The organism is Treponema sp. OMZ 840, from assembly GCF_050937815.1.
Lineage (GTDB): Bacteria > Spirochaetota > Spirochaetia > Treponematales > Treponemataceae > Treponema_C.
Window position 1 is genome coordinate 16284 of sequence record NZ_JACDIJ010000010.1, and the last position, 23678, is coordinate 39961.

Here is a 23678-nt window from a genome sequence, read left to right on the forward strand (position 1 = left end):
ACTAAGCGGCGCTGTTTCAGGCGTTTACTTTACTCGCCTTATTTTACACCCCTACTCTTTTTAATAAAGGCGGTTAAGTCTTTGCAAAATTGTTCGGAGTGAAGGGTAAAAGACTCGCCATGACCTTGACCGGGAACTTCAACGAATTCGGTTTTGGGGAAGATTTTTTTAATATAGGCGATATCCCATGCGCGTGCTTTTTTTTCGGCTTCGCCGTAACGGTATTGTACGGGGCATGACGGCTGAGGTACGGGGTTTGGCATAGAGTAATTATTGCAGGAATAAAACGAGCGCCATATTGTTTTAGAACTCATGGACGCAAACACTTTTCGAATATATGCGACATCATCATCCGAGAACTTTTCGGGGTCAACCATCCTCCGCAGTGCTTTAAGGCTTGCATGCTTTCCTATCATAAGCATACACCAGTCGCGAACGCCGATAAGATAGGTCAGCGGTTTGGGCAGCTGATAGGGTGTGATGCCGCCGTCAATGACTGCGCAGTCCGCTTCAATTTTTTGTTCCGCAAGCATCCGGGTGACAACGCCTCCGCCCATCGAACAGCCGAACAGGCAGGCAATGCGTTTTTGCCCGCGTTCTATAAGCAGCTTTGCGGCTTCGGAAGCAATATCTTCGACGCTTGTGTACGTGCTTTCCGGCCGGTCGGGGTCAAGACCGGGCATTGCGGGAATTACAAGATGATATTCTTTTTCAAGAGTCGGTATGACGTATTCAAAAATATCCCACCATACGCCCAGAGGGTGAAACATGAGTATGGTATCGTTATGCTCCGTTCCGAATTCATGGATTGTCATTTTTTTACGTGATATGCACTTTTTGCAGCCCCGTGCTCCATTTCGGCAACACTGATAGATGATAAAAATACTTCGTGCGGATTGCATTGTCTGATGCGCTTTCTGAGAGCCGGATATTTATTTTTGATAAGAAAAATACAAATATTGGTATCCAATAAATACATTAAAAATCTTCTCTTATCTGTATTCCGGGCTGATTTCTTCCGTCCTGCATAAAATCATCGGAAAACTCCGTAAAACTCCGCTCAAGATTGGCCCAACGGTTTGTTTTAGGGTATAAAATAATAGTTGAGCCGATTCTCTTTATGTACAATTCGGTTTCATCCAGTTGATATTCTTTCGGAATTCTGACGGCTTGACTGTTGCCGCTTGTAAATACTCTTGTTGCAAGCATATCGGTTCCTCCGATTAAAGTATATACAATTGTACTTATATTAATCAAGATGCTATTCGAGCTTTGTGGTAAATTGTCGGTTGTACAAACATGAAATTTTGTAAATAATTAAACAGCAGCTATTTTCACCGTAGTAAATTCTACACCGAATTATTTGGATTTAGTTAACTGCTATTCTATAAATCCTGCTCATTTATTTGATTTTCATCTTTGAAGTAATATAGCTCTTATATATTTTTTTCATACTTTCCAAATCTATAACAATTAAATAGAATTCCTCAAACGTTGCATACCTCATATCGCCGGGTTCTTCCCCCATGCCGATATAGACCAAGTATTCTTTATTTTCTTTTTTCGCAATAGTAAAACCCCAAACACTTTCGATTTCTTTTAACAGGGTTCCGCTTTCAAGAATTCTGATAGAGTAGTTTGAAGGGAGATAGCCTACCGATGTATAGTAGAGTTCTCCGATAATCTCTTTCCCAACCCTATTGATGTTTATTGTTTCCGGATGATCTTCTTTATAGCCGAGCATGGAATAATCGAATGCGGCCATTTTTTTTAGTCTATTTGCCGAAATCCATTTTTTATCATCGGTAGACAGTTGATATTCATATTCAACTTTCGCGGCATCTATTAAATACAGCTTTTTGTTTTTTAATTCCAATAATTTATATCCTTCTGTGGTCTTTATATCAAAGTTATCTTCAATTTCTAAAAACTTGGTAACGCCGTCTATTTCGATGGGAATTAAGTATCTATATTCAAATTCTGCATATATTTCATAGAGATTTTTTTCATTATTGAATGAGTAAATCGTCAAATAAGGAAATCTTCCGCTTCCGGAAATTTGCATCATTGCGATCAATTTGGTTTTTATGTTTTCGATGAAGATTTCTTTACAATACGCATTTTCTTTTTTTGTAAAATATAAAGAATCTTCTTCAAACCGTCTATATCCGTATGTGTATGGGCCGGAGGATCTTTCGACTGTATGTATGTTTAATTCACTTTCGTAATCTTCGTAAGTTGTAAGCGGAATGCCGTTGCTTTGAAATTTCCTTATAATTTGAATCAGTTGTGATTTACAATTGATACTTTGCACATATACAAAACTTATCAGCATTAAACAAAATAATCTTTTCATAGCTTTGTTCTTTTACTGCTCAATTCCGGCATTAATATCCGAATTGGATGCTCTTTTTACTCAATCATAAATATCTCGTTTGTATTATATCACACTTTCACATATTCGGCACTATCTTTTATTTGAGATACATATTTTTGTGAATTACATTGACAGGCGAGGTACTTTGTGCTATGATACTGTCGAAGCGGAGGTGCCATGTCTATTGCATCGGATTTATTGCGCGGCAATACCGAAACCATCATTCTTTCCCTGCTTGCCGAAGGCGATAACTACGGCTACGAGTTAAACAATCAAATAGTTCTCAGAAGCGGCGGCTTGTTGGAATTAAAAGAAGCGACTCTCTATACCGCCTTTAAACGCTTGGAACAGCAGGGTTCGATTACCTCGTATTGGGGAGACGAAACCAGCGGAGCGCGCAGAAAGTATTATGCGATTACCCCTTTGGGAAAGGCGGCTTTGGGCTTTCTAAAAGAAGAATGGGAAAACGGAAAAAAAATAATCGATTCGATTATCGGAGGAATAAAATGAGCAAAAAAATAGCGGAATATGTAAACTTTATTTTCAGGAATGCGCCCAATACGCGCGAAGCGATGGAATTAAAAGAAGAAATCGAAAACAATGTGTCGGACAAATACGACAAACTGGTTGCCGGCGGGTTGGACGAAGAACAGGCTTTTTCCAAGGCGATTGCGAGTATCGGAAATATCGATGAATTGCTTGATGAATTAAAACGCTCGGCAGCACAAGAATCTTCGGCCGTAAAAGAGTTCCCGGCAGCTGAAAGCGAAAATCGGCAAAAAAAAGAAAAAAAGATGATCCGTGTACTGCTTGAAGCGGCGGCGATTATGTTGTTTGTCTTATGTCCCGTTCCGGTTATTATGCTTTCGGATGAAATCGGAGTAGTATGGATGTTTGTGTTTATAGCCTGCGGTACGGGCATACTGATTTTTTCATCTTTGTTTAAAACTCGGCAGAGCCAAGACGATATAGGCCGCTCCTTTGCCGAATATAAAAATCACTATAAACCTAAACGCCGTCTTTTCCGCAAAACCAAATCGCTTATATGGTCGTGTACAATCCTCTTGTATCTTATAATCAGTTTTTTAACAGGACGCTGGGATATTACCTGGATTATCTTTATTATCTCAGGTATCGGCGTTTCCATACTTGACATCGGAATGGATGAAGATTAAAAGGAGGATTCGAATATGAAAAATAAACAATATACGGTATTGAAAACGGTATACATGGCGGTTTTAGGCATTTTATTGATTTTTTTTATCAAATTGTTTATTGTTTTGCTGATTACCGGTATGGGACTCGGCAGTTTTATGCGGGGGCGGGCTTTTCTCCGGCCGGGGCGATCGGTACGCACTATATCATCGGAACGTTTGATAGACGGCGAAGATTTTGTCAAGCATCGCGATCTTTCCGATTTTCATATTCTTAACCGCCGCATCGAAATCGACGGCTCTCTCGAATACATCAATATAGACTGGCAAAAGGGCGATGTACGTGTACGTTTTGCCGCCGATGTATCGGCACCGTATGCGGAGGTAAAAAACGGCGGTACGAATATCTTATACAAAAAGTCCGCCAATGTACTGCGTGTCATTGACAAGCGCGGTAAGCGCCGTTCCCGATTTACCGATATTGGAGATAATTCCGGCTGCGATATTGAAGTTGTGCTGCCCTCCGATTATACATTACGGAGCATAAGCGTTTCTTCGGCAAGCGGCGATATACGGCTTTCGGAAATACGGGCGCGGTCCGTTCATCTGTCTTCAGTCAATGCCGATATGCGCATACTCGGCTTTGCCGAAAACATAGATATCAATACCGTAAACGGCGATGCGGAAATAAAATCCCGGGGCGGTTTAAAACGTCTTGCGGTGCAAAGCGTCAATTCGGATATACGGCTCTTTGTTCCGGACGGGCAAAAAGTACATGTGCATAATACAGCCGTTGCCGACAAACTTGAATTTTTGGACAAAAGCATTGAAGCCGTTTCCGGCGAAGAGGCCGCCGAAGTTTTAATCAATTCCGTAAAAGCGGATGTAGTTGTGGGAAGGTTGTAAAACTATACGGCGGATTATTATTTTTGTGTGAAAAAGTTGGAAAAGCGGACAAAAACAGTTTAAAAAAGGCTGGAAAAACGGACAAAAACGGCTTTAAAAGGGTTGGAAAAACGGACAAGATAGAGTATAATCACAGTGTCTTAAAAGGAAGCGGGGGTGTCTAACAAGACGGCCGGTTTTAAAGCTCTACTCTCGATGCTTTGGAGGAAGTATGCTTTATCGGAAAATTGAAACGTATATCCGGGATTTTTTTGTCTGCGAAAAGAAAAAAGCCCTGCTGATAACGGGTGCGCGTCAGGTCGGAAAAACCTACATCATTGAAAAATACGGGGCGGAAAACTATCAGTCCTTTGTAAAGATAAATTTCGTAGAAAACATCGCGGCACGGGATATTATTATCGGAGCTTCGGACAGCAAGGAACTGCTCTTACGAATATCGGCCGTGGCGGATTCTCCTCTGATGCCCGGAAAAACTTTGATTTTTTTTGATGAAGTACAAGAATGCAAAGAAATAGTAACGGCAATTAAATTTTTAGTAGATGAAGGAAGTTACAGATATATTTTAAGCGGTTCTCTTTTAGGTGTTGATTTAAAAGATATCCGTTCAATTCCGGTCGGCTATATGGATGTTATGGAAATGTTTCCCTTGAGCCTTGAAGAATTTGCAATCGCCAATTCGGTTTCGCCTGCCGTTATCGATAGTTTGCGGACGGCATTTAAAACAAAGACCGAAGTTGATGAAATAGTACATGCCAAGATGATGGAACTTTTTCATCTATATTTAATAGTAGGCGGGATGCCGGAAGCGGTTAACAAATATCTGGAAACAAATAATTTGTTTGAAGTCCTTCAAATTCAAAGGTCGATAGTTTCTTTGTACAAAAAAGACATAGCAAAATATGACCCCGATAACAAACTGTATCTTGAGGATATTTTCGATTTGATTCCGAGCGAACTGAACGCGAAAAATAAGCGCTTTATCATGAAAAATCTGAATGAATATTTTAAATTCTCGCGGTACAAAAACAGTTTTATTTGGCTTAAAGATGCCGGGGTTGCTCTTCCGGTTTTTTGTGTTGCCGAACCGAAGAATCCCTTACTGCTTTCAAAATCGACAAACCTGTTTAAGCTCTTTTTATCGGATATCGGTCTTTTGGCCTCGATGTACGGTAACGGCATTCAGTTAAAAATATTAAAACGGGACAGCGATATTAATTTCGGTGCGATTTATGAAAATGCTGCGGCACAGGAGTTAAAAGCGCAGGGGTTTATGTTATACTATTTTAACGGTAAAAAAACGGGTGAACTTGATTTTGTCATTGAGTCCGACGGGAAAGTTATTCCGATTGAAATAAAATCCGGCAAAAAATATAAAAGTCACTCCGCCCTGAACAATGTACTTGCGAACGAGAGCTTCGGTATTGAAAATGCCTACGTGTTTCACGGAAAGAATGTCGAATCTAAGGGAAAAATCACGTATTATCCGATATATATGCTTATGTTTGTACAAAAAAACGATTTACCTGCGGATACGGTGTATAAAATCGATTTGAAGTTATTGCAATAGGGACTCTCTAAAAACTCGGTTAGATTTTCAGAGGTTTCCAATAAAAAGAGAGGCGCTTATGAAAAGAGGAATAATATTTTTTTTAACGGTGCTTATTTTGTGTGTATCCTGCCAAAAAAACGGCCATACGGATAAAGACGCGGCAAGTAAACATAAAAGTAAAATTACGGTTTCAAATATGAGCAGCGAAGGCAGTATCGAAACAGTGCGTGCCGTTTTGAAAAAATCGGTAGCCGGAAAAGATGCCGATGATTTTATAAAGGCTGTGAAGGATTATAACAACACTATAGAAAAGACCGGTTTAACCGGAGCCTTTGAAGAACGGGTGCCCGTTTACGATTCGGACAAAATACATGAACTGTGGTCGGCAAAAAAAGGAGACTTTCTCGGAACAAATTGCAGAATCACCGCATTTACGCTTTTAAAAGATACGCTTAAGATTAAACAAGGCCCCGTTGACGACGCCCTTTTATTTTTGGATAAGGATGCAATCGATACGGAACGTATTTTTAACGAGGGGGATAAGCGGCGGTTTATGCAGTTGTTTTCGCGGGTACAAACCGAAAACACAAAGGACATTCATATCCATGCCGAAAAAATGAAGGAGCATTTTTCGAATATCGATTTTTCGCAAAAGGCAAAAATGCTGTCGGTGGTGCTGCATGACAATTTTGACGGCGATTATCTTTTTATAGGCCATACGGGCGTGCTTTTGGAAGACGCGGAAGGTTTTTTATTTTTGGAAAAACTTTCTTTTGCAGAGCCCTTTCAAGCGGTACGGTTTAGGACAAAGCAAGACTGCTATGAGTACTTATTTTTAACATATAAGCACTATCGGGACGAAACAACGGCCTATCCTTTTATTATGGAAAACGGCGATTTAATAGAATTAGAGCTGTACCCTCGGGAATAAAAAAATTATTCCCGAGAGCGCTGTGTTCAGGTAATTTTTAAAGAACCCAAGCCTATGTTTTTTTTGCTGGTATTATCAAAAACGATAATATTATTGCCGGCAATATCAAAATGAATTTTTTGGTCAACTTTATAATCGATTGCACCGAATACGACCGATGACAAAATATTGCCCCGTAAATTAATTTTTACGATTGTTTCCATACCGGAAGGCAGGGTTGAATATGCAAGTCCTTCAATAAGCCCCTTATCGCTGATGGGCAAAAATTCGGGTCTTATACCGAGTGTAATCGACTCGTTTTCAAGCTGCAATTCTTTTTCGCCGGTAAATTCGGCATTTATGCCGAAAAAATCGACACAAAGTTTGTTTTTTTCCGTTTGTTTTGCCGTTGCCGGAATAAAATTCATTGTCGGGTTTCCGATAAAGTCGGCAACAAACAAATTTGCCGGATTGTTATAAACCGTTAGCGGCGGATCGTATTGCTGCAGATCTCCTTTTTCAATTAAGCATATTCTTGTTGCAAGTGTCATAGCTTCCAGTTGGTCATGGGTAACGTACACAAAGGTTGAATTGGTATCCGAATGCAAACGTTTTAATTCGGTGCGCATTTCGCTGCGGAGTTTTGCATCCAAGTTCGACAGGGGTTCGTCCATAAACAACACTTGGGGTTTCGGTGCCAAGGTTCTGGCGATAGCAACGCGCTGCTGCTGCCCGCCGGATAATTCCGCCGGATAGCGACCGCTGAATTCTTCGATTTTAAGGGTTTTTAAAACTTCCGTAACCCTCTCATCGATTTTGTCCTTTGACCACTTTAAGTTTTCAAGACCGAAGGCAATGTTTTTATAAACGGTCATGTGCGGCCACAGTGCATAGTTTTGAAATAAAAAGCCTATATCCCTTTTAGCCGGAGAAATATTTATTCCCCTCTCGGAATCAAACACGACGGTATCGCCTATAACGATTTTTCCTTCCGTAGGAGTTTCAAGACCGGCAATCATTCTTAATGTTGTGGTTTTTCCGCATCCGGAAGGTCCGAGCAGTGTAATAAATTCTCGGTCTTCGATGACCATATCTAATTTATTTACGGCAACAAAGCTGCCCCATTTTTTTGAAACGTTATGTAATTCTATTCTGGGCATTATTATCCTCCAATTCCTTTATCGATAGATGCACCTGTTAATTTATTGACCATCAGATTTACGGCAATAACAAAGACGACAAGAAGTAAGTTTATTCCGTTTGCCAGCTGATCGACGCCGTTTCTTGTATAGTATTCGAGAACGTTCGTTGCCAATGTAACGCTTGATGTAATTAAAGCAAACAACGTATATTCGCGCATACACGAAATAAACGGCAAAAGGTAGCCGCTTATAAAACTTGATTTTTGAATCGGAAACAGGATTTTAGTCATTCGCTTCCACCACGGACAACCGGTTATAATTGCCGCTTCTTCAATTTCACCCGAAACTTGAAACATGGCATTTGTGCCGCTTCGTGAAGCGAAGGGCAGGAATTTAATTCCGCCGACAATAATACAAAGCGCTACGGCCGACCATTCGCTCAGTGTCGTTGCAACATCCAAAAAGTGAAAGGTGCTGGTTTTGGACAACGAGAAAAATATTGTGCTGAAACTTAATGCGGGAATCAAGTAGGGTAAAAAAGCCAAACTTGAAACATAATTGGCAAGTTTGCTTCGTTTATGTTTACTTACGGCGTAGCCTATTAAAATACCGCATGTTCCGCAAATAAAAGAAACAATAACCGCAACGACGATACTGCGGGCAAAGGATTTTAAAATCGTATCGTTATAAAAAATACCGTTTAAAGAATAATCGCGCGCACCGACAAAAGCATCGTCTATTGCCGGCGTACTGGAAATCCAATATTTCAGCGTTATTGAAGAAAAATCCCCCGACGTTTCTTCAAGGGTTTCGAGTATAAACGAAAAAAGGGGAATGACGGCAAAAAAAGTTACAAGGATAATCATTATAAAGGTAATGGGCCATTTTGCTTTTTTTAAATTGATTTTACTGATTTGCCCGGATTTACCCGATACCGTTGTAAAACTTCTTCTGCTTTTTGTAATTGAATTGTTCAAGGTTAAAATTAACACGCTGAATACCAATAAAACGGTTGCAATGACATAACCTTCGCCTTTTTTACCGGTCATAAGCGCGGAGCGCAGCGTAATGGAAATTGAATTAAAAGAACCGTCCTTATTTAAAAATTGCGGAACGGTATAACTTGAAATCGAACTTGCAAATACAAGCAAAATTGTCGAAATCATTGCCGGAGCGACAATGGGCAGCGTAATGCGTCTGATAATTTTAAACCTTGATGTTTTAAGAATAGTCGCCGCTTCTTCAAGATTTGCATCCATATTTCGCAAAATACCGCCGATCAATATATATGCAAAAGGTGCATAGTGCAAACCTAATACGATGGCAGTGGGAAATAAACCGTACAGTGCCCATTGGGGAACGCATATGCCGGTCAATGCTTGCAACAAACCTACACCCGGACTGCCGCTTACATTTGTGTTTTTGAAAAAATTTTCCCAAAACATAGCAATGGACCAGGAAGGCATAATATACGGAAAAACGAAAACCGCCGAAATGAATTTTTTAAAGGGAATATCGGTTCGTGTAATTAAAAAAGCCAAAGTGCCGCCGAGTGTTACGGAAACCGTACAAGCGATTAACGCCATTAATACGGATCTGTAGAGCGGAATCCAAAAGAAATTTTTGGAATACAGCGGCGTCAATTTATTAAAAAGCAAAGACGGCCATTGCAACAGTGAAAAATCGCCGCGCTTTACCGATACGTCCCAAATTTCATTGATGTTTTTTGCCTCGGAAATACTTTGAACGGTAAAAGAATCCATCACCATCGAAAATAAGGGATATATTACTCCGATAGTTAAAAATATACCGAAAATTACAATAATTATATTCGGCACGTCTGAAAAAAAATATTTTATTTTGTTTATACGTTTATTTAAAGCGGATGTAGACATTTGAACACTCCGAACCCGAGGTTGTTTTAAAAACATTTTTAAAACAGCCTTCCGAGTTTAAAATCAAAAAAGGTGTCAACCGAACTTTGTTAGACGCCTCCGGGCAGGATAAAACCGGTTGCGGTTTTATCCTGCCCGATACTGTTTAATACCAAATAGTTTTTTACTTTGTATCTTTTGCCTTGTCTTCGGCTTCTTCTTGTTTCATAACGGTGTTTGCTTTTTTGTTTGATGTTACAAGGGCTAATAAGTTATTGACTTGAGAAATTTTGATGTTTTTCAAAAACGAATAATCTTCGTTGATTTCTTTTGCAATATGTGTATTTTTATCCCAGTCGCCTTTTGCATATTTTATATCGTTTGAACCCGGATAATAATAACCGTATTGGTTTGCTTTTTTCCCGTCGGCATCCGGAGTTAAAGAGTTATAAATCATAGCTTCATAACATTCTTGACTTAATAAAAACCTTGCAAATAAACAGGCTGTATAAGGATGGGCGGCATTGTTGACTATTTGAGAACACATCGTATACATAAAACCGTTAAAACCGTCTATTTCCCAGTTATATTTAACCGTTTTCATTGCTTGAATGGTACCCACTTTTCCTACAACTTTGCCTTTTTTATCTTTAGCTTCTTCCGTTTGATAAAAAGACTTATCCGCCCCTACAATACCGCCGTAATATTTTGTTGAAGCGTCTTTCATTTTTGCAAAAGCGCCGTAATACACATAGCCTCTGTCCCAGTCGTATTTTAACTGAGTTTCTTTCATCGCCGTACCGTCTGAGGCATGCCATCTGGAAACGTTTGCGATAAATTCCGTTACCCACTGCTGGCCTGCCGAAGTAAATCCGCTGTTGCCGGCTTGCCATTCCTTGTTATAATAGTTTTTATACGCTGCTTTAATTCTGTCTTGGTTTTCCGGAGCTTCACAGCTTAATAAAAACGACATGTTTATTTGTTCGGTAACGGGAGATTGAAAAGAAATTTTATCCAAATGATCCGGGTCATTAGGAGTTCCGGCCAATTGCCAAATATTATACAATTTTTTGCCCGTAACTTTTTCAAAATTAGTGTTTGTATAAAAAAGTTTATTAAAGTGAATTCCCTTTAAAGGATATATGTCTTTTTCGGTCAAGCCCATATCCTTCCAATCGGACGGTACATAATTGTGTACCAAGCCTGCCGTATCGTAATCGGCAAGAGATCTGACATCCTGTATGAGTGCATAGTCTGCAAAGTACGTATTGTCTGCAACTTCCAATGCCGTTAACAAAGTATAATCTTTATAGCTGTTATTGATATATACATTGTCTTGGACACCTTCTTGTCCGTAGTGAAGCCAATCATAGGTATCGGCAAATTGTTTTACTGCAGTTTTTAATGCCGAAGTTAAACCTATAACTTTAAACGTATCGGTAGACGCTTCCATTTCGGCCTTCGATGCGGCTTCAAGTTTTTCGATTGACATTTTACTTGCCTTTGCAACAATATCGGCCGTCGTGCTTCCTTTTTTTTGTCCGCAAGAAATCATAGCCAATACCGTAAATCCGAGTAAAACCGTTTTTAACACATTTTTCTTTATCATACGATAATTCTCCTTAAAAATTTAAAATTTGAACACATATCGACAATTTCCTAATTTTAAGCTATTCGACATAAAGACAATTATGTTATGCTGAATAAACATTAGGCAGAAAAACAGTATAGAACCGATATTAGTACTTGTCAAGATTTCGGATTGAATTTATTTTGTGAAGAAGGTAAAGTAGTACTCATTACCGAACGTTATAGTTAGGTGCATTTATTTTGGAAGGAAATATATGATTGTCGCTTTGGCAGGCTTACCGGGGTCGGGTAAAAGTTATTTGGCTCGTACCTTATTAAAAATGCATGAAGAATTCGTTCTTTTTGATAAGGACAGTGTACGTCAAACGCTTTTTCCGGGAAAACTGACCGATTTTACGGCCGAACAGGATGACCTTTGTATGCATATAATTTTTCAAGCTGCGGAATATGTACTCGCAAAAAACAAAGATGCCGTAATATTTATAGACGGAAGAACGTTTTCAAAAAAGTATCACGTTCAAATGATTTTGGAGGCGGCAAAAAGCATAAATACCGAATGTAAATTCATACGGTGTGTGTGCAATGACAAAACGGCAAAAGCACGTATAGAATCTCAGCAGGGAAAGCATTATGCGGCAAACCGCACCTTTGATTTATATATGCGTTTGAAAAAAAATGCCGAACCTTTGGAAGTTCCGCATTTGATTTTAAATACCGACGATGAAAAAAAACTCGATGAAAGGGTAAAAGCTGTTTTAGACTATCTGAAATAAAAACAGGACAGTGTATGACGCTTTCTTTTATTGCTTTTTTTTTATCTCATATGCTATGATAATGCACTGAAAATTTTTTTTTATAAGGAAAATATATTGTTATGGACAAAGCTTTATTCGAATCGTTAAAAGCGGAAGTAAAAAATTGCGGACTTTTTGCCAAAGAACGCCAAAAAGATGTAAAACGTCATTTTAAACCCGACGACTCGGTTGTAACGGAAACGGATCTTGAAATATCGAAAAAACTGACTGCAAAAATACGGTCGCTGTTTCCCGACTGTAATATCATCGACGAAGAAGCTAAAGGACTCGGCTTTAACCAAGATGCCCCCTATACGTTTATTTTTGACCCGATAGACGGAACGGATTCATACAGTCAAGGACTTCCTACCTGGTGTATCGGTGTCGGCATTCTTAATAAGGAACGGCAGCCCGTCGGCAGTATTGTATATGCGCCGAATTTCGGGAAATGTTCGGAGGAACTTTTTTTGTGGACCGAACCGGACAGCACGGACGTTTATGTGAATGGACAAAAGTTGGTTATTGCACCGGAGATTATGAGTGCAAAAGATGAGCCGCGACAAATTACTACCGGTTCGGAAATACTTATACAAATTGACATGTCGGTCGTTTTGCCTAAAATAAAGGCGGCTCCGTTTAATTTAAAATTCAAAGCGTTGGGTTCGTCGCTTTTGCATATTGTATCGACGGTTTTATTTTGCAGCATAGACGCTTGTGTGGATCCCCTGTGTTATGTGTGGGATATTGCCGCCGCCCATGCCGCAATTAAAAAAGCGGGTTTGGATTATCAGTATTATACCGGCGAAGAATTCGTATATGACGACTTTCTTCTTCTCAAACGCGAAAAGTTTCCCAAACCCTTGGTTGTAGGAACGGAAAAAGGACGAAAGTTTTTAATTGCACATTTAAATCCCTAGTTTATAGGGGAACGCTGACTATATTAAGCTTTATCAACCCGTCGTAAATAAGCTGCACGGATAAGCCGGCTAAAATCAATCCCATTATTTTTTCGACTACATACATGCCGGTAGTACCGATAAGCCGTACAAGCAGGGTTCCGCAGCGCAGCGATATATAGTCGGCAATAAGTCCCAATCCGATAGCTCCGCTCAGCATAAGCGCCGGACGCAGCCATGTCGATGAAGCTGCCATGTTCAAAATAATGGTGGTAATCATTCCCGGTCCGGCGATAAGCGGAATGGCAAGGGGAAATACCGCAATCATTTGCGCTTGATGAGGGTCAACGGCGGATTCGGGTGTTTGCCGGCTTCGCGGTTTGCTCCATATCATTTCAAACGATATAAAGAAAAACAGAATTCCGCCGGATATATAAAAAGCGCCCGGCGATATACCGAAAAAGTTTAAAATCAATCTGCCGAATAAAATAAAAAAAACAAGTACCAAAGCGGCGACAATAATAGATCTGCGTATCATCATTTTGCGTATTTCGGCCGAAAAATGACCCGAAGCCGCCAAAAACGGGGGAATGATACCGATGGGATCGAGAATTATCAAAACCGTAAAAAAAAGCTGAAAGAATTCGTTTATCGACTCAGTTATCATAAAACCAGTATACAAAAAAAATGATGAATTCGCAAGTTATGCTTTATCCCGGACTGTACAAAATAATATAAGTTTTATACTATAAAAATCACAATGGTTACATTACGCCTTTTATCTGCCGGCTCCGATATGCATACAGGACATTGTTTTGAAGACTCTTTTTTTTCGGAAACCCGCCGGCTTTTTGCGCGTGAAATTGCCGTCCTTGTAAAAAACGGCTGCAGCAATGCGGAAAAATCCTGGTCAAATATTTTTGTAAAAAAAGAAAAAAACGCTTTTTGCCCCGAATTGATTCACCATACCGAATTTTCGGGAACGATAGTTTTGGGCGCTGTTCGTCCGGGGGTTCTAAAATATCACGACCTTGAACTGGAATGCGGAATATATAATTCCCGTCTTGAAAACTGTATCATTGAAGATGATGTTTGTATACGCAATGTAGCGTATCTTTCAAATTACCGCATCGGATCCCGCGTTATTTTATTTAACATACAGGAAATGAGCTGTACGCGCCATTCCAAATTCGGCAACGGTATTTTAAAAAAGGGCGAAACCGAAGATATCCGCATATGTTTAGGCGTTGCAAACGAAAACAATATGCGCGCAGTCCTTCCGTTTGAAAACATGATTTGTGCCGATGCGTATATATGGTCGCGATATCGTGAAGATACCGAATTGATGAAGCGTTTTGTCGAATTAACCGAATACGGTAACGATAAAGAAAAGCCGACTTACGGTATTGTGTACGGCAATACGGTTATCAAAAACACCGTGTTGATTAAAGATGCAAAAATCGGTTCACATGCTTATATAAAAGGCGCTTTTAAATTAAAAAATATAACGATTTGCTCTTCCGAAGCGGAACCTTCGCAAATAGGCGAGGGGACGGAAATGGTAAACGGAATTATGGGTTACGGCAGTAAGGTTTTTTATCAAGCCGTTGCCGTACGGTTTGTCATAGGCAAAAACTGTCAGCTTAAATACGGTGCCCGCTTACTTAATTCGGTACTCGGGGATAATTCAACGGTGTCTTGCTGCGAATTGTTGAATAACTTGATTTTTCCCTTTCATGAGCAGCACCATAACACTTCCTTTTTGATTGCGGCAACCGTTTTGGGACAGTCGAACATCGCTGCGGGTGCAACTATAGGTTCAAACCACAATTCGCGCAGCCCCGACGGAGAAATAATTGCCGGCCGCGGTTTTTGGCCGGGGCTTTGTTCCGATTTTAAACACAACAGTAAATTTGCATCCTTTACCCTTATTTCAAAGGGGTCGTATCAAAACGAACTGAATATACGCTATCCTTTTTCTCTTGTATCGATAGACAGTACCGAACAAGCCGTTCATATTATTCCTGCGTATTGGTTTTTACACAATATGTACGCCATTATGCGCAGCAGTATCAAATTCAAAGAACGGGACAAACGGGTTGTTAAAGTACAGCATATAGAAACGGATCCGCTTGCGCCGGATACTATGCAGGAAGTTCTTGCCGCCTTGGATAGAATTATCGAACTTACGGGGCGGACACTAAAGCTTGCCTCATATCAAGACGCAAAAGACTTTTTACATCGGCATAAGGACGCCTCGCTTGTACTTGAGGATTTTCAAGCTCAAAAACGTTTCGGAGCAAAGGTATTTAAAGCGGTGCAAGCTTATCGGGAGTATCGAAAAATCGTAAAGTATTTTGCCGCCCGTACCGTTCTTACCTTTTGTGAAGCAAAGAACTTTCCGGCATTCAACGCCTGCACCATCGAAGAAATAAAAAAAACGCCGCTGTATACCGACTGGGTTAATGCCGGCGGACAAATAATGCCCGAAGCAAAACTGTATGAATTATTTGATTTTATAAAAAGGGGCAAAATCAACACGTGGGATGAAGTGCACGAGTTTTACAACAGCTGTCAAAACAGCTATATTTTATATGCGGCGCGCTATGCCCTTTTTTTGCTGGAATACTTATATACGCGTTCGGCCGCCGATTTTACCGCCGATATATATGCCGATATATGCTCGGATGTTATTACCGTTTCCGACAGTATCTATGAAGGCGCGCTCAGCTCCCGAAAAAAAGATTTTACGGATTTTTTCCGCACCATGACCTATCGGAACAAAGAAGAGATGACTGCCGTTTTGGGAGAAGCGGAACACAACAGTTTTTTACGGCGCATAAAAGCCGATACCTGCGAATTTAAACAAAAAATATCTTTGTTGTTTAAAGATGCCTTTTAAATGCCGTTTTCGAGCCGATTTTATTTGACAAATACCTAAAAGGATGATAAAATCCATAAATAGTTACAAAAGTAAGGAAATTTTCTTAAAAATGTAAATTTTTGTAAACCTAAGGAGTCTCTTATGAAAAGAAAAGCGGTATTAACGGGAATAATTTCTTTTTTTGCTGCACTTATGGTCTTTGCGGCCGGCTCAAAGGACAGCGCCGGCGATCCTTCAAAAAAAAGTGTTATTCGTGTTTTGGTATGGTCTTCAACCTTCGATCAAAAAATCGGCCCCAACAATATTGAAGCGGATTTTGAAGCAAAATACCCCCAATATGACTTGGAAATCGATAAAATTGATTATGACAGTCTTGATAAGCAAATCTTACTTTCGCATTCGACCGGAAACGGCTATGACGTTATTATGATTAACCACTCATCGCTTTCTCAGTTTGTTCACGGCGGTGTTGTTGCGCCGCTTGATGCATATCTGGCTGACGGAAAAATCGATTTTTCATACTATTCCGATAAAGCCGTTAAAGCAAGTAAATTCAAAGGAAAAACATACGGAATTCCTTTTGACCCCGATTGCCGCATTCTTGCCTATAATACCAAAATATTAAAAGAACTCGGCATGACTCCCCCGAAAACGACGGATGATATGCTTAAAATCGCAAAAGCGGCGTATGCAAAAGGATATTATGCTATGGCCGGCGGTTTAAACCGTACCACCTTTTGTGTGTACGATTTGGGCGGTTTTATGTTAAACTGGGGAATCCATGTGTATGAACAGGGTACCGACGGTAAATATGTTGCCCGTTTGGATACGCCCGAAGCGGTCGATTATATGCATTGGGCACAGCAAATGTATGCATGTATGCCGAAAGACGCCAACTTGGACAACACTGTTGCACGCAGTATGTTTGCTCAGGGAAAAGTTGCCATGATGTGGTGGACTCCTTCGCAAATTGCCAGTGTTATACCTAAGTTCCAAAACAGAGAAGATTTGGATTTTTCCGTTATGCCGGTAGGTCCTACAGGATACCGTTCTTCCGCTATGGGCGGCTATATGTGGGGTATCGGTTCAAAGGCTAAAAACCCCAAAGGCGCATGGGCATTTTTAAGCTATGCATTACAGCCTGAAATGCAGGGAAAATTCGCACGCGGTTTGCCTGCCGATTCAAGAGCCTTTGACTATCCTCCTTTTAACAAAGCCGACTACAATATGTTCAGAGAACAATTGCCCAAGGCCGAATACCCCTGCCCGTTAACCTCCGTATTGCCGAAGGTTTTTGAAACATGGAACAGAACATACAGCGAATGTATGATGGGTCTTATTACACCTGAAGAAGCTTGCAAAAAAGGTCAAGCGGATGTTCAGGCTGTATTGAATACAATCAACTGATTTTAACTGACGGATGCCCCTGTTTTGCAAAAAACGGGGTCGTCCGGCTTAGGAATGTAATATATGAAACAAAATAAATTACAAAAAGTTATACCCTATATACTTATTGCGCCGGCAATAACGATGATAGTGGTATTTATGCTATATCCGATGGTCAAAAATGTATTTCTCAGCTTTTTTGATTATAATTTGAGTTCTTTGGAACGCCCCTTTGTCGGATTAAAAAATTATATTGAAATGTTCCATGAGAAACGTTTGTGGAATGCCGTCGGACGCACGGGAATTTGGACTGCCGTTAACTTATTTTTTGCAATCTTTATAGGAGTAGGTTCGGCATTTCTTATGTTTTCGGATTTTAAAGGCAGCGCTCTTTTAAAATCCTTTATTTTAATACCATGGATTCTTCCTTCAGTCGTTACCGGCTATATTTGGTCACTCATGCTTAACGAAGATGCGGGAATAATAACCTGGTCTTTAAAAGCGCTGGGCATTGTAAGCTCGAATTTTTCTTTTTTCAGTACCGGGCCGCTTTCGATGGCCGGTGCGATTATGGCGAATATTTGGCGGGCTTTCCCCTTTTTTACATTGATGATTTATGCAAAATTGTGCACAATCCCCAACGACCAAATGGATGCGGCGCATCTTGAAGGTGCACAGGGCTTGGTGCTGTTTCGTTACGTACTGTTTCCTTTTATTCAGGATATTTTACTTGCCTGTATTTTTTTATGCTTTATTTGGACATTCAATGCTTATGATATTATGAAAGTTATGACCAACGGAGGGCCGGCGGAATTAACTACAACCATGTCTTTGTTAATTCAAAGAGAAGCGTTTTTTTATTTTTCTTTGAGTAATGCGGCAACAATGAGCGTATATATGTTTTGTATAATGCTCTGTGTTATCGGTTTTGCAAATGTATTAAAAAAGATTTTTGGAGATAAAAAATGAAGCATGTTAAACGGCGTTCGGAACTTTCAAATATGCTTATTTATATGTTGGCCGCTATTGTCTTTATAATCGTATTGTTTCCTTTTTATTGGATTTTAGTAACTTCTTTTAAAGAAACGCTTGCGATTTACGAATTACCGCCGCGATTGTTTCCGAAATATTTTGATTTCGATAATTATATTCGCTCTTTTACTCAGTATAATGTCAACAGTTATTTTCTTAACAGTTTACGGGTAACCTTGGCAACAGTAGTGTTTACCACACTTTTTGCAAGTTCGGCCGCCTTTGCCTTAACCCGTTTGGAATTTAAAGGTAATGCTTTAATACGCAGGTTTTTAGGGACAACCCAAATGTTTCCGGTTGTAGTATTGTTGGTTCCTCTTTTTATGCTTTGTAATAAATTTCATCTGTACAATACGCTTCCGTCACTCGTTATTCCCTATGTCGCTTTGCAGCTGCCCGTTTCAATCATTTTGCAATCGAGTTATTACCGTGATGTTCCGAAAGCGCTTGAAGATGCCGCAACTTTAGACGGCTGCAATACATTCCAAGTTTTATGGCATGTTTTTTTCCCTTTGGTCACTCCCGGTGTTGTTGCGACAAGCGTGTATACCTTTATTCAAGTATGGCAGGAATTTTTAATAGCGTCATCTTTTATAACAAGCCGATCGCGCTTTACCTTAACGGTAGGACTTACGACATTTCGCGGCGATGAAATGACCGATTGGGGAGCTCTTATGGCAACCAGTGTTATTATTGCCGTTCCCGCATTGATTTTATTTAATTTAGCGCAGGACTTTTTTATTAATAAAATTGCAGGAAGTGTAAAAGAATGATTTCGGACGATAAGCTTCTTGAGGTTGCCATAGACTATTATATCCGCCATAAAACGCAAAATACAATAGCGCAAGCATACGGTGTTTCTCATGTACAAATCGGTAACTATCTTAAAGAAGCTCAGCGCCGAGGTATTGTAACCATCTCCGTTAATTTGCCGGTTAATAAAAATGAAACGGACAGTTTGAACGGCTTATTTAAAAATATCTTCGGTATAAAACAGCTGGTGCTGGTGCAAGGAAGTAATAATTCCGATAAGTCTTTGAAGTGGGTTGTAAAAAAAGCCGCTTCGCACATTTTAGAAACTTTTCCGAATAATATTTCCCATATAGGCATCGGCTGGGGCAAAACAATGTATGATTTGAGTTTGCTCAAAAACGAAGGCGGTAAAAAAAGCAATTGGATATATTATCCGGTATGTTTGCTGCCTGAAAAAGGCGAAAATCCTTATTTTGATACGGTGCGGCTTGTGGAAAACCTTGCTGCACATTGGGGAGGAAAAACCGATAAAGCTTTTATAGACAAATTGCTTATAAACCAAAAATTGGCGCTGCACGATAATTGCGACTCGCACGATACGGAGGAATGGCACAGATTGCATGTTCTTATTTGCGGCCTCGGTTGTGCAACCAGCCGTTTTCCTTCACAGCGGGCGGAAATGTTTTCGGATTCCGTATTCAAAAAGATTAATACAAAAAATCTTGTCGGAGATATTTTACACAACTTTTATGATATTGACGGCAATCTGTACGGTGTCAGCAGCGGAGAAATTCTTATTCCCAAGGAAACCATAGAACAAATACCTTGGGTTATTGCGGTTGCCTGCGGTTTTCCTAAGGTTGAAAGTATTATCGGTGCATTGCGCACGGGATTAGTGCATACATTGGTAACGGATGTTCAAACGGCTCATAATGTTATTGATTATTTAAAATAGGATTAATTATGATTGGTACTTTAACCTTAAACCCGTGTATTGATGTTACACTCGAAATCAATAAATTTACATACGGCGGTATGAACCGTGTTATTACGGAGCGCAAAGATGTTTCCGGCAAAGGGATAAACGTATCGGCAGCCTTATTGCAAAACGGCATAGATACTAAAACATGCGGCTTTATATATGCGGATGACAAAGAGTTTTTCCTTAAAGCGCTGAAGGATAGGGGTATTACCTATGAAGGTATAGAAGTGCCGGGAACCGTCAGGGAAAACATCAAAATATGGGATACCGACAGCAATATAACTACCGAAGTAAATCAATCGGGTAAATTTGTTGCCGAAACGTATCAAAAACAATTTTTGACGTTTTTTTCCGATTTTATCGACAATTTATCGCTTACGGTTTTATCCGGCAGTTTGCCGAAAGGGGTGGATACGGGTTTTTATAAAATACTTATTGAGCAAGCTCATAAAAAAAATATTCCCTGCATCCTTGATGCCGAAGGTGAATGTTTACTTAAAGGATTGCAGGCACACCCCTTGCTTATCAAACCCAATAAATATGAATTTATGACAGCCTTTTCCCCTTCGGACGACTCTGAAAAAAGTATTATACAAAAATCTCACGAATTGATACATTCCGGATACGTACAATATATCTGCATTACACTCGGTAAAGACGGTGCGATGCTTGTCGATAAAGAAAGCGCCTTTGTATGCCGCTCCTTGGACATTCCCCTTCGATGTACACAAGGAGCCGGCGATTCCGTTGTTGCCGGCATTTGTGCTGCATATAAAAAAAATGCACACACATCTGAAATGTTGCGTTTAGGTTGTGCGATGGCTCATGCTACCCTGATTCGTGAGGGCACCCAAATGTGTCTTCCCGAAGACTGTCGTTCTTTTTACGACAAGCTTACAGTAGAGGAAGTAAAAAAATGAAGCCTTTGATGATTATATTGGCGGGTAAAGCGGGAACCGGTAAAACGACTCTTGCACGAGCCTTATCCAAACAACTGCATTTTCCTTATTTTGATTATGATACCTTGATTCAGCCGTTTTTAAAGACCATTGAAGAAAAATACGGCATAGGAAGCGAGGGTAGAAATCATTTTTATCAAACGTGGCGTTCGGCAAGTTACAAAACACTGTGGAACGCTGTTTTTGAAAATATCGACTTGGGATGTAATGTCGTATTATCGGCCCCTCTTTCGAAAGAAATACTTAACGCTTCTTTTCCCGAAGAATTAGGCAAAAAAACAAAGAACGCTTTTAGATTATTGCTTTGTTATATGGCTCCGCCTGCGGATATTCACTATGACAGAATTTTAAAACGCTCTTCCGAAAGAGATTCGGATCTGATGCAAGACAAAACATTGTTTGCGACACAGTATCGGGCCGAAAAACCGCTGTGGAATGAAGAACTTGTTTTGTATCTTGATGTAGGCGACATGAATACCAATATGCAAAGAATATTACAAAAGATACGCGATATGGAGCAAGCTTAAAAAAATAAACGGTAAAATAAATTTATACACTAATGTATTGGAGGTACAACTATGGCATTGGTAACAATGAAGTATGAAATGAGTAAAGCTGAAAAAGGACGGTATGCGGTACCGGCATTTAACTTTTTCACTTTAGATAATCTGATCGGTATTGCACAGGGGGCGGCGAATAAAAAAAGCCCCGTCATTGCAATGGCTTCGGTCGGCGCAATGAAAATTATGGGCGAACATACGACCGTACGCATGTGCGAAGGTGTTGCATCGGATTTCGGCATCGATATGATTCTGCACCTTGACCATTGTACCGACTACGATATGATTTGCAGAGCCGTTGACAACGGTTTTACTTCCGTAATGATTGATGCTTCAAAGCTTAGCTACGAAGAAAATGTCGAACTGACGGCACGTGTGGTTGAATACGCTTCAAAATACGGAGTATCCGTAGAGGCCGAACTCGGTCATGTCGGCGGAAAAGAAGACGACATTGTCGTTTCGGAACGCGAAGCGCTTTTTACCGTTCCTGAAGACGCGCTGCGTTTTGTAAACGATACCGGAGTAGATGCGCTTGCCGTTGCCGTCGGTACGGTTCACGGTTTTTATAAAAGCGAACCCAAACTCGATTTTCCCCGTATAGAAAAAATACATGAATTATTGCCCCATATGCCGCTTGTTCTTCACGGCGGTACGGGCGTTCCCGACGACGATTTTCGTAAAGCGATTGCCGGCGGGGTAAGAAAAATAAACATAGGAACCGAATTGAAGGTTCACGGGGTTTTTGATGTTTCAAAACAAGGGTATGCCCAACCCGGAGATGATCCGCGCTCCGTTTCCAAACTTGTTATCGCTAAATGTGCTTCAATTGTTGAAGAAAAAATCGATGTAATGGGCAGCGCAAACAAAGCCGGCTAAACCCGAAAACCTTTGATTATAGGCTTGTAAGTAAAGCTTGTAATCAAAGGTTAAAATACGGCCAGTAACGGATAGTATATGAAACATGCAAAATCGATTTTAACGGTTTGTCTTAACCCGACATTTGAAAAAACACTGGTGTTCGATTCTTTTTATGAAAATGAAGTAAATCGTACGGCCGACTATTTTCTTTTGCCGGCAGGAAAAGGTATAAACGTCGCCCGCGAAATAAAGCGGCACGGTTTTGAAGCTGCCGCATTTACCCATTTGGGAGGAAGCCGGACCGATGAATTTTTGCAATTATGCGGACAAGAATCGATAAAACTCGAATATTTTATTGTTGACAGCCCTATCCGTTCTTGTATCAATATTATACATAATCGAAAAAGAACAAGTACAAAGCTGGTTGAAGAGTCCTTGCCTGTTGATATTCATGCAAGTAAACAAGCTTTTGACTTATATATTTCATTACTTAATAAATTCGACGCCGTTGTGATAACCGGAACAAAAACAGCCGGTTATGCGGATGATTTGTACCCGAAAATGGTTAAAGAAGCGAAAAATGCGGGAAAATTGGTAGTTTTAGACATTTGCGGTACAGATCTTATCGATTCTCTTCCATTTAAACCCGATATTATAAAACCCAATTTGTCGGAATTTATGTTTACGTTTGAAAACGGCTGTCGTGTTTTGGAAAATCAGGATACCGAAGGTTTACGGGATAAAGTATGCGCTCTTACCGAAAACCTGTATGCACGTTACGGAACAAAAAGCATAATAAGCAGAGGGAAATTTCCGCTGTGGGTATATGACGGACATTCCTTTTATGAAATGCCGAATATAGATGTTCCCGTTGTCAACACAATCGGCTGCGGAGATGCATTGACCGCAGGTCTTACGCTCAGTTTACTTGATGAAGGCGACCTGAAAAAAGCGGTTATTTTCGGAATGGATTGTGCCGCGCAAAATGCACAAAAACTGTATCACGGACTGAAAAAAGACAAATCCTAAAGCTTCGAATTCATCAAAATTCAATTTTAACGCTAATCCTTTT

23 protein-coding genes are annotated in these 23678 nt (G+C 40.1%); 16 read left to right on the forward strand and 7 right to left on the reverse strand.

Translation table 11 applies throughout. From position 1 onward, the window contains the following. Nucleotides 1-38: 38 nt before the first annotated feature. The 3 genes from H0R92_RS11145 to H0R92_RS11155 form a co-directional block, all read right to left on the reverse strand. Nucleotides 39-815, reverse strand: a complete 777-nt coding sequence (locus tag H0R92_RS11145) for an alpha/beta fold hydrolase (RefSeq protein WP_432964669.1) — start codon at nt 813-815, stop codon at nt 39-41. Nucleotides 816-978: 163 nt separating this feature from the next. Then, complete coding sequence (locus H0R92_RS11150) at nt 979-1209, reverse strand: antitoxin (protein WP_432964672.1); 231 nt, start codon at nt 1207-1209, stop codon at nt 979-981. Nucleotides 1210-1402: 193 nt separating this feature from the next. Beyond that, entirely contained in the window at nt 1403-2356 is a 954-nt protein-coding gene (locus H0R92_RS11155) for a hypothetical protein (RefSeq protein WP_432964675.1), read from the reverse strand. A gap of 198 nt (nt 2357-2554) precedes the next feature. Between H0R92_RS11155 and H0R92_RS11160 the strand changes: the two genes are divergently transcribed. The 5 genes from H0R92_RS11160 to H0R92_RS11180 all read left to right on the forward strand — a co-directional run bounded on the left by H0R92_RS11160 (nt 2555) and on the right by H0R92_RS11180 (nt 6917). Next, a complete protein-coding gene (locus H0R92_RS11160; RefSeq protein ID WP_428769846.1) occupies nt 2555-2887 on the forward strand; it encodes a PadR family transcriptional regulator in 333 nt (110 codons plus the stop codon). Further along, a complete protein-coding gene (locus H0R92_RS11165; RefSeq protein WP_432964678.1) occupies nt 2884-3552 on the forward strand; it encodes a permease prefix domain 1-containing protein in 669 nt (222 codons plus the stop codon). Before H0R92_RS11160 ends, H0R92_RS11165 begins: the two co-directional genes overlap by 4 nt. A gap of 15 nt (nt 3553-3567) precedes the next feature. Then, nucleotides 3568-4437, forward strand: a complete 870-nt coding sequence (locus H0R92_RS11170; protein ID WP_432964681.1) for a DUF4097 family beta strand repeat-containing protein — start codon at nt 3568-3570, stop codon at nt 4435-4437. Nucleotides 4438-4648: 211 nt separating this feature from the next. Next, the gene (locus tag H0R92_RS11175) at nt 4649-6004 is read left to right on the forward strand and encodes an ATP-binding protein (RefSeq protein WP_432964684.1); all 1356 of its coding nucleotides are present in this window, start codon (nt 4649-4651) and stop codon (nt 6002-6004) included. Nucleotides 6005-6062: 58 nt separating this feature from the next. Next, nucleotides 6063-6917 (forward strand): DUF4300 family protein, encoded by an 855-nt coding sequence (locus H0R92_RS11180; RefSeq protein WP_432964687.1) that lies wholly within the window; start codon nt 6063-6065, stop codon nt 6915-6917. Nucleotides 6918-6943: 26 nt separating this feature from the next. Here the strand turns inward: H0R92_RS11180 and H0R92_RS11185 are convergent, their stop codons facing one another. From H0R92_RS11185 to H0R92_RS11195, 3 genes are all read right to left on the reverse strand, one after another. Next, nucleotides 6944-8056, reverse strand: coding sequence for an ABC transporter ATP-binding protein (locus H0R92_RS11185; RefSeq protein WP_432964690.1), 1113 nt, complete (start codon nt 8054-8056; stop codon nt 6944-6946). 2 nt (nt 8057-8058) lie between these two features. Then, on the reverse strand, nt 8059-9933 hold the full coding sequence (locus tag H0R92_RS11190) for an ABC transporter permease (protein ID WP_432964693.1): 1875 nt from the start codon (nt 9931-9933) through the stop codon (nt 8059-8061). Nucleotides 9934-10096: 163 nt separating this feature from the next. Continuing rightward, nucleotides 10097-11521: a hypothetical protein gene (locus H0R92_RS11195; protein WP_432964695.1), complete on the reverse strand. Its 1425-nt coding sequence runs from the start codon at nt 11519-11521 to the stop codon at nt 10097-10099. A 235-nt stretch (nt 11522-11756) separates the two neighbouring features. On the opposite strand from H0R92_RS11195, the gene H0R92_RS11200 reads away from it, so the two are divergent. Together H0R92_RS11200 and H0R92_RS11205 are read left to right on the forward strand one after the other, a co-directional pair. Then, a complete protein-coding gene (locus H0R92_RS11200) occupies nt 11757-12275 on the forward strand; it encodes an AAA family ATPase (RefSeq protein WP_432964698.1) in 519 nt (172 codons plus the stop codon). A 101-nt stretch (nt 12276-12376) separates the two neighbouring features. Then, nucleotides 12377-13213 carry an inositol monophosphatase family protein gene (locus H0R92_RS11205; protein WP_432964701.1) on the forward strand — a complete coding sequence of 279 codons (837 nt, stop codon included), beginning with the start codon at nt 12377-12379 and terminating at the stop codon, nt 13211-13213. A 1-nt stretch (nt 13214) separates the two neighbouring features. On the opposite strand, the gene H0R92_RS11210 is transcribed toward H0R92_RS11205, so the two are convergent. Then, nucleotides 13215-13859, reverse strand: a complete 645-nt coding sequence (locus H0R92_RS11210; RefSeq protein ID WP_432964704.1) for a MarC family protein — start codon at nt 13857-13859, stop codon at nt 13215-13217. A gap of 93 nt (nt 13860-13952) precedes the next feature. Here H0R92_RS11210 and H0R92_RS11215 point away from each other — a divergent pair, with 93 nt between their 5' ends. The 9 genes from H0R92_RS11215 to H0R92_RS11255 all read left to right on the forward strand — a co-directional run bounded on the left by H0R92_RS11215 (nt 13953) and on the right by H0R92_RS11255 (nt 23635). Beyond that, on the forward strand, nt 13953-16094 hold the full coding sequence (locus H0R92_RS11215) for a DUF4954 family protein (protein WP_432964707.1): 2142 nt from the start codon (nt 13953-13955) through the stop codon (nt 16092-16094). A gap of 123 nt (nt 16095-16217) precedes the next feature. Continuing rightward, a complete protein-coding gene (locus H0R92_RS11220) occupies nt 16218-17483 on the forward strand; it encodes an ABC transporter substrate-binding protein (protein ID WP_432964710.1) in 1266 nt (421 codons plus the stop codon). A gap of 63 nt (nt 17484-17546) precedes the next feature. Continuing rightward, nucleotides 17547-18431, forward strand: coding sequence for a carbohydrate ABC transporter permease (locus H0R92_RS11225; protein ID WP_432964713.1), 885 nt, complete (start codon nt 17547-17549; stop codon nt 18429-18431). Further along, nucleotides 18428-19267, forward strand: a complete 840-nt coding sequence (locus H0R92_RS11230; protein WP_432964716.1) for a carbohydrate ABC transporter permease — start codon at nt 18428-18430, stop codon at nt 19265-19267. Before H0R92_RS11225 ends, H0R92_RS11230 begins: the two co-directional genes overlap by 4 nt. After that, nucleotides 19264-20202 (forward strand): sugar-binding domain-containing protein, encoded by a 939-nt coding sequence (locus tag H0R92_RS11235; protein WP_432964719.1) that lies wholly within the window; start codon nt 19264-19266, stop codon nt 20200-20202. Before H0R92_RS11230 ends, H0R92_RS11235 begins: the two co-directional genes overlap by 4 nt. Nucleotides 20203-20210: 8 nt before the next feature. Then, nucleotides 20211-21149 (forward strand): 1-phosphofructokinase family hexose kinase, encoded by a 939-nt coding sequence (locus H0R92_RS11240; RefSeq protein ID WP_432964722.1) that lies wholly within the window; start codon nt 20211-20213, stop codon nt 21147-21149. Beyond that, nucleotides 21146-21715 (forward strand): AAA family ATPase, encoded by a 570-nt coding sequence (locus H0R92_RS11245; protein WP_432964725.1) that lies wholly within the window; start codon nt 21146-21148, stop codon nt 21713-21715. Before H0R92_RS11240 ends, H0R92_RS11245 begins: the two co-directional genes overlap by 4 nt. Nucleotides 21716-21766: 51 nt before the next feature. Then, complete coding sequence (locus H0R92_RS11250; protein ID WP_432964728.1) at nt 21767-22624, forward strand: class II fructose-bisphosphate aldolase; 858 nt, start codon at nt 21767-21769, stop codon at nt 22622-22624. A 78-nt stretch (nt 22625-22702) separates the two neighbouring features. Then, nucleotides 22703-23635, forward strand: coding sequence for a 1-phosphofructokinase family hexose kinase (locus H0R92_RS11255; RefSeq protein WP_432964731.1), 933 nt, complete (start codon nt 22703-22705; stop codon nt 23633-23635). Nucleotides 23636-23678 lie beyond the last annotated feature (43 nt).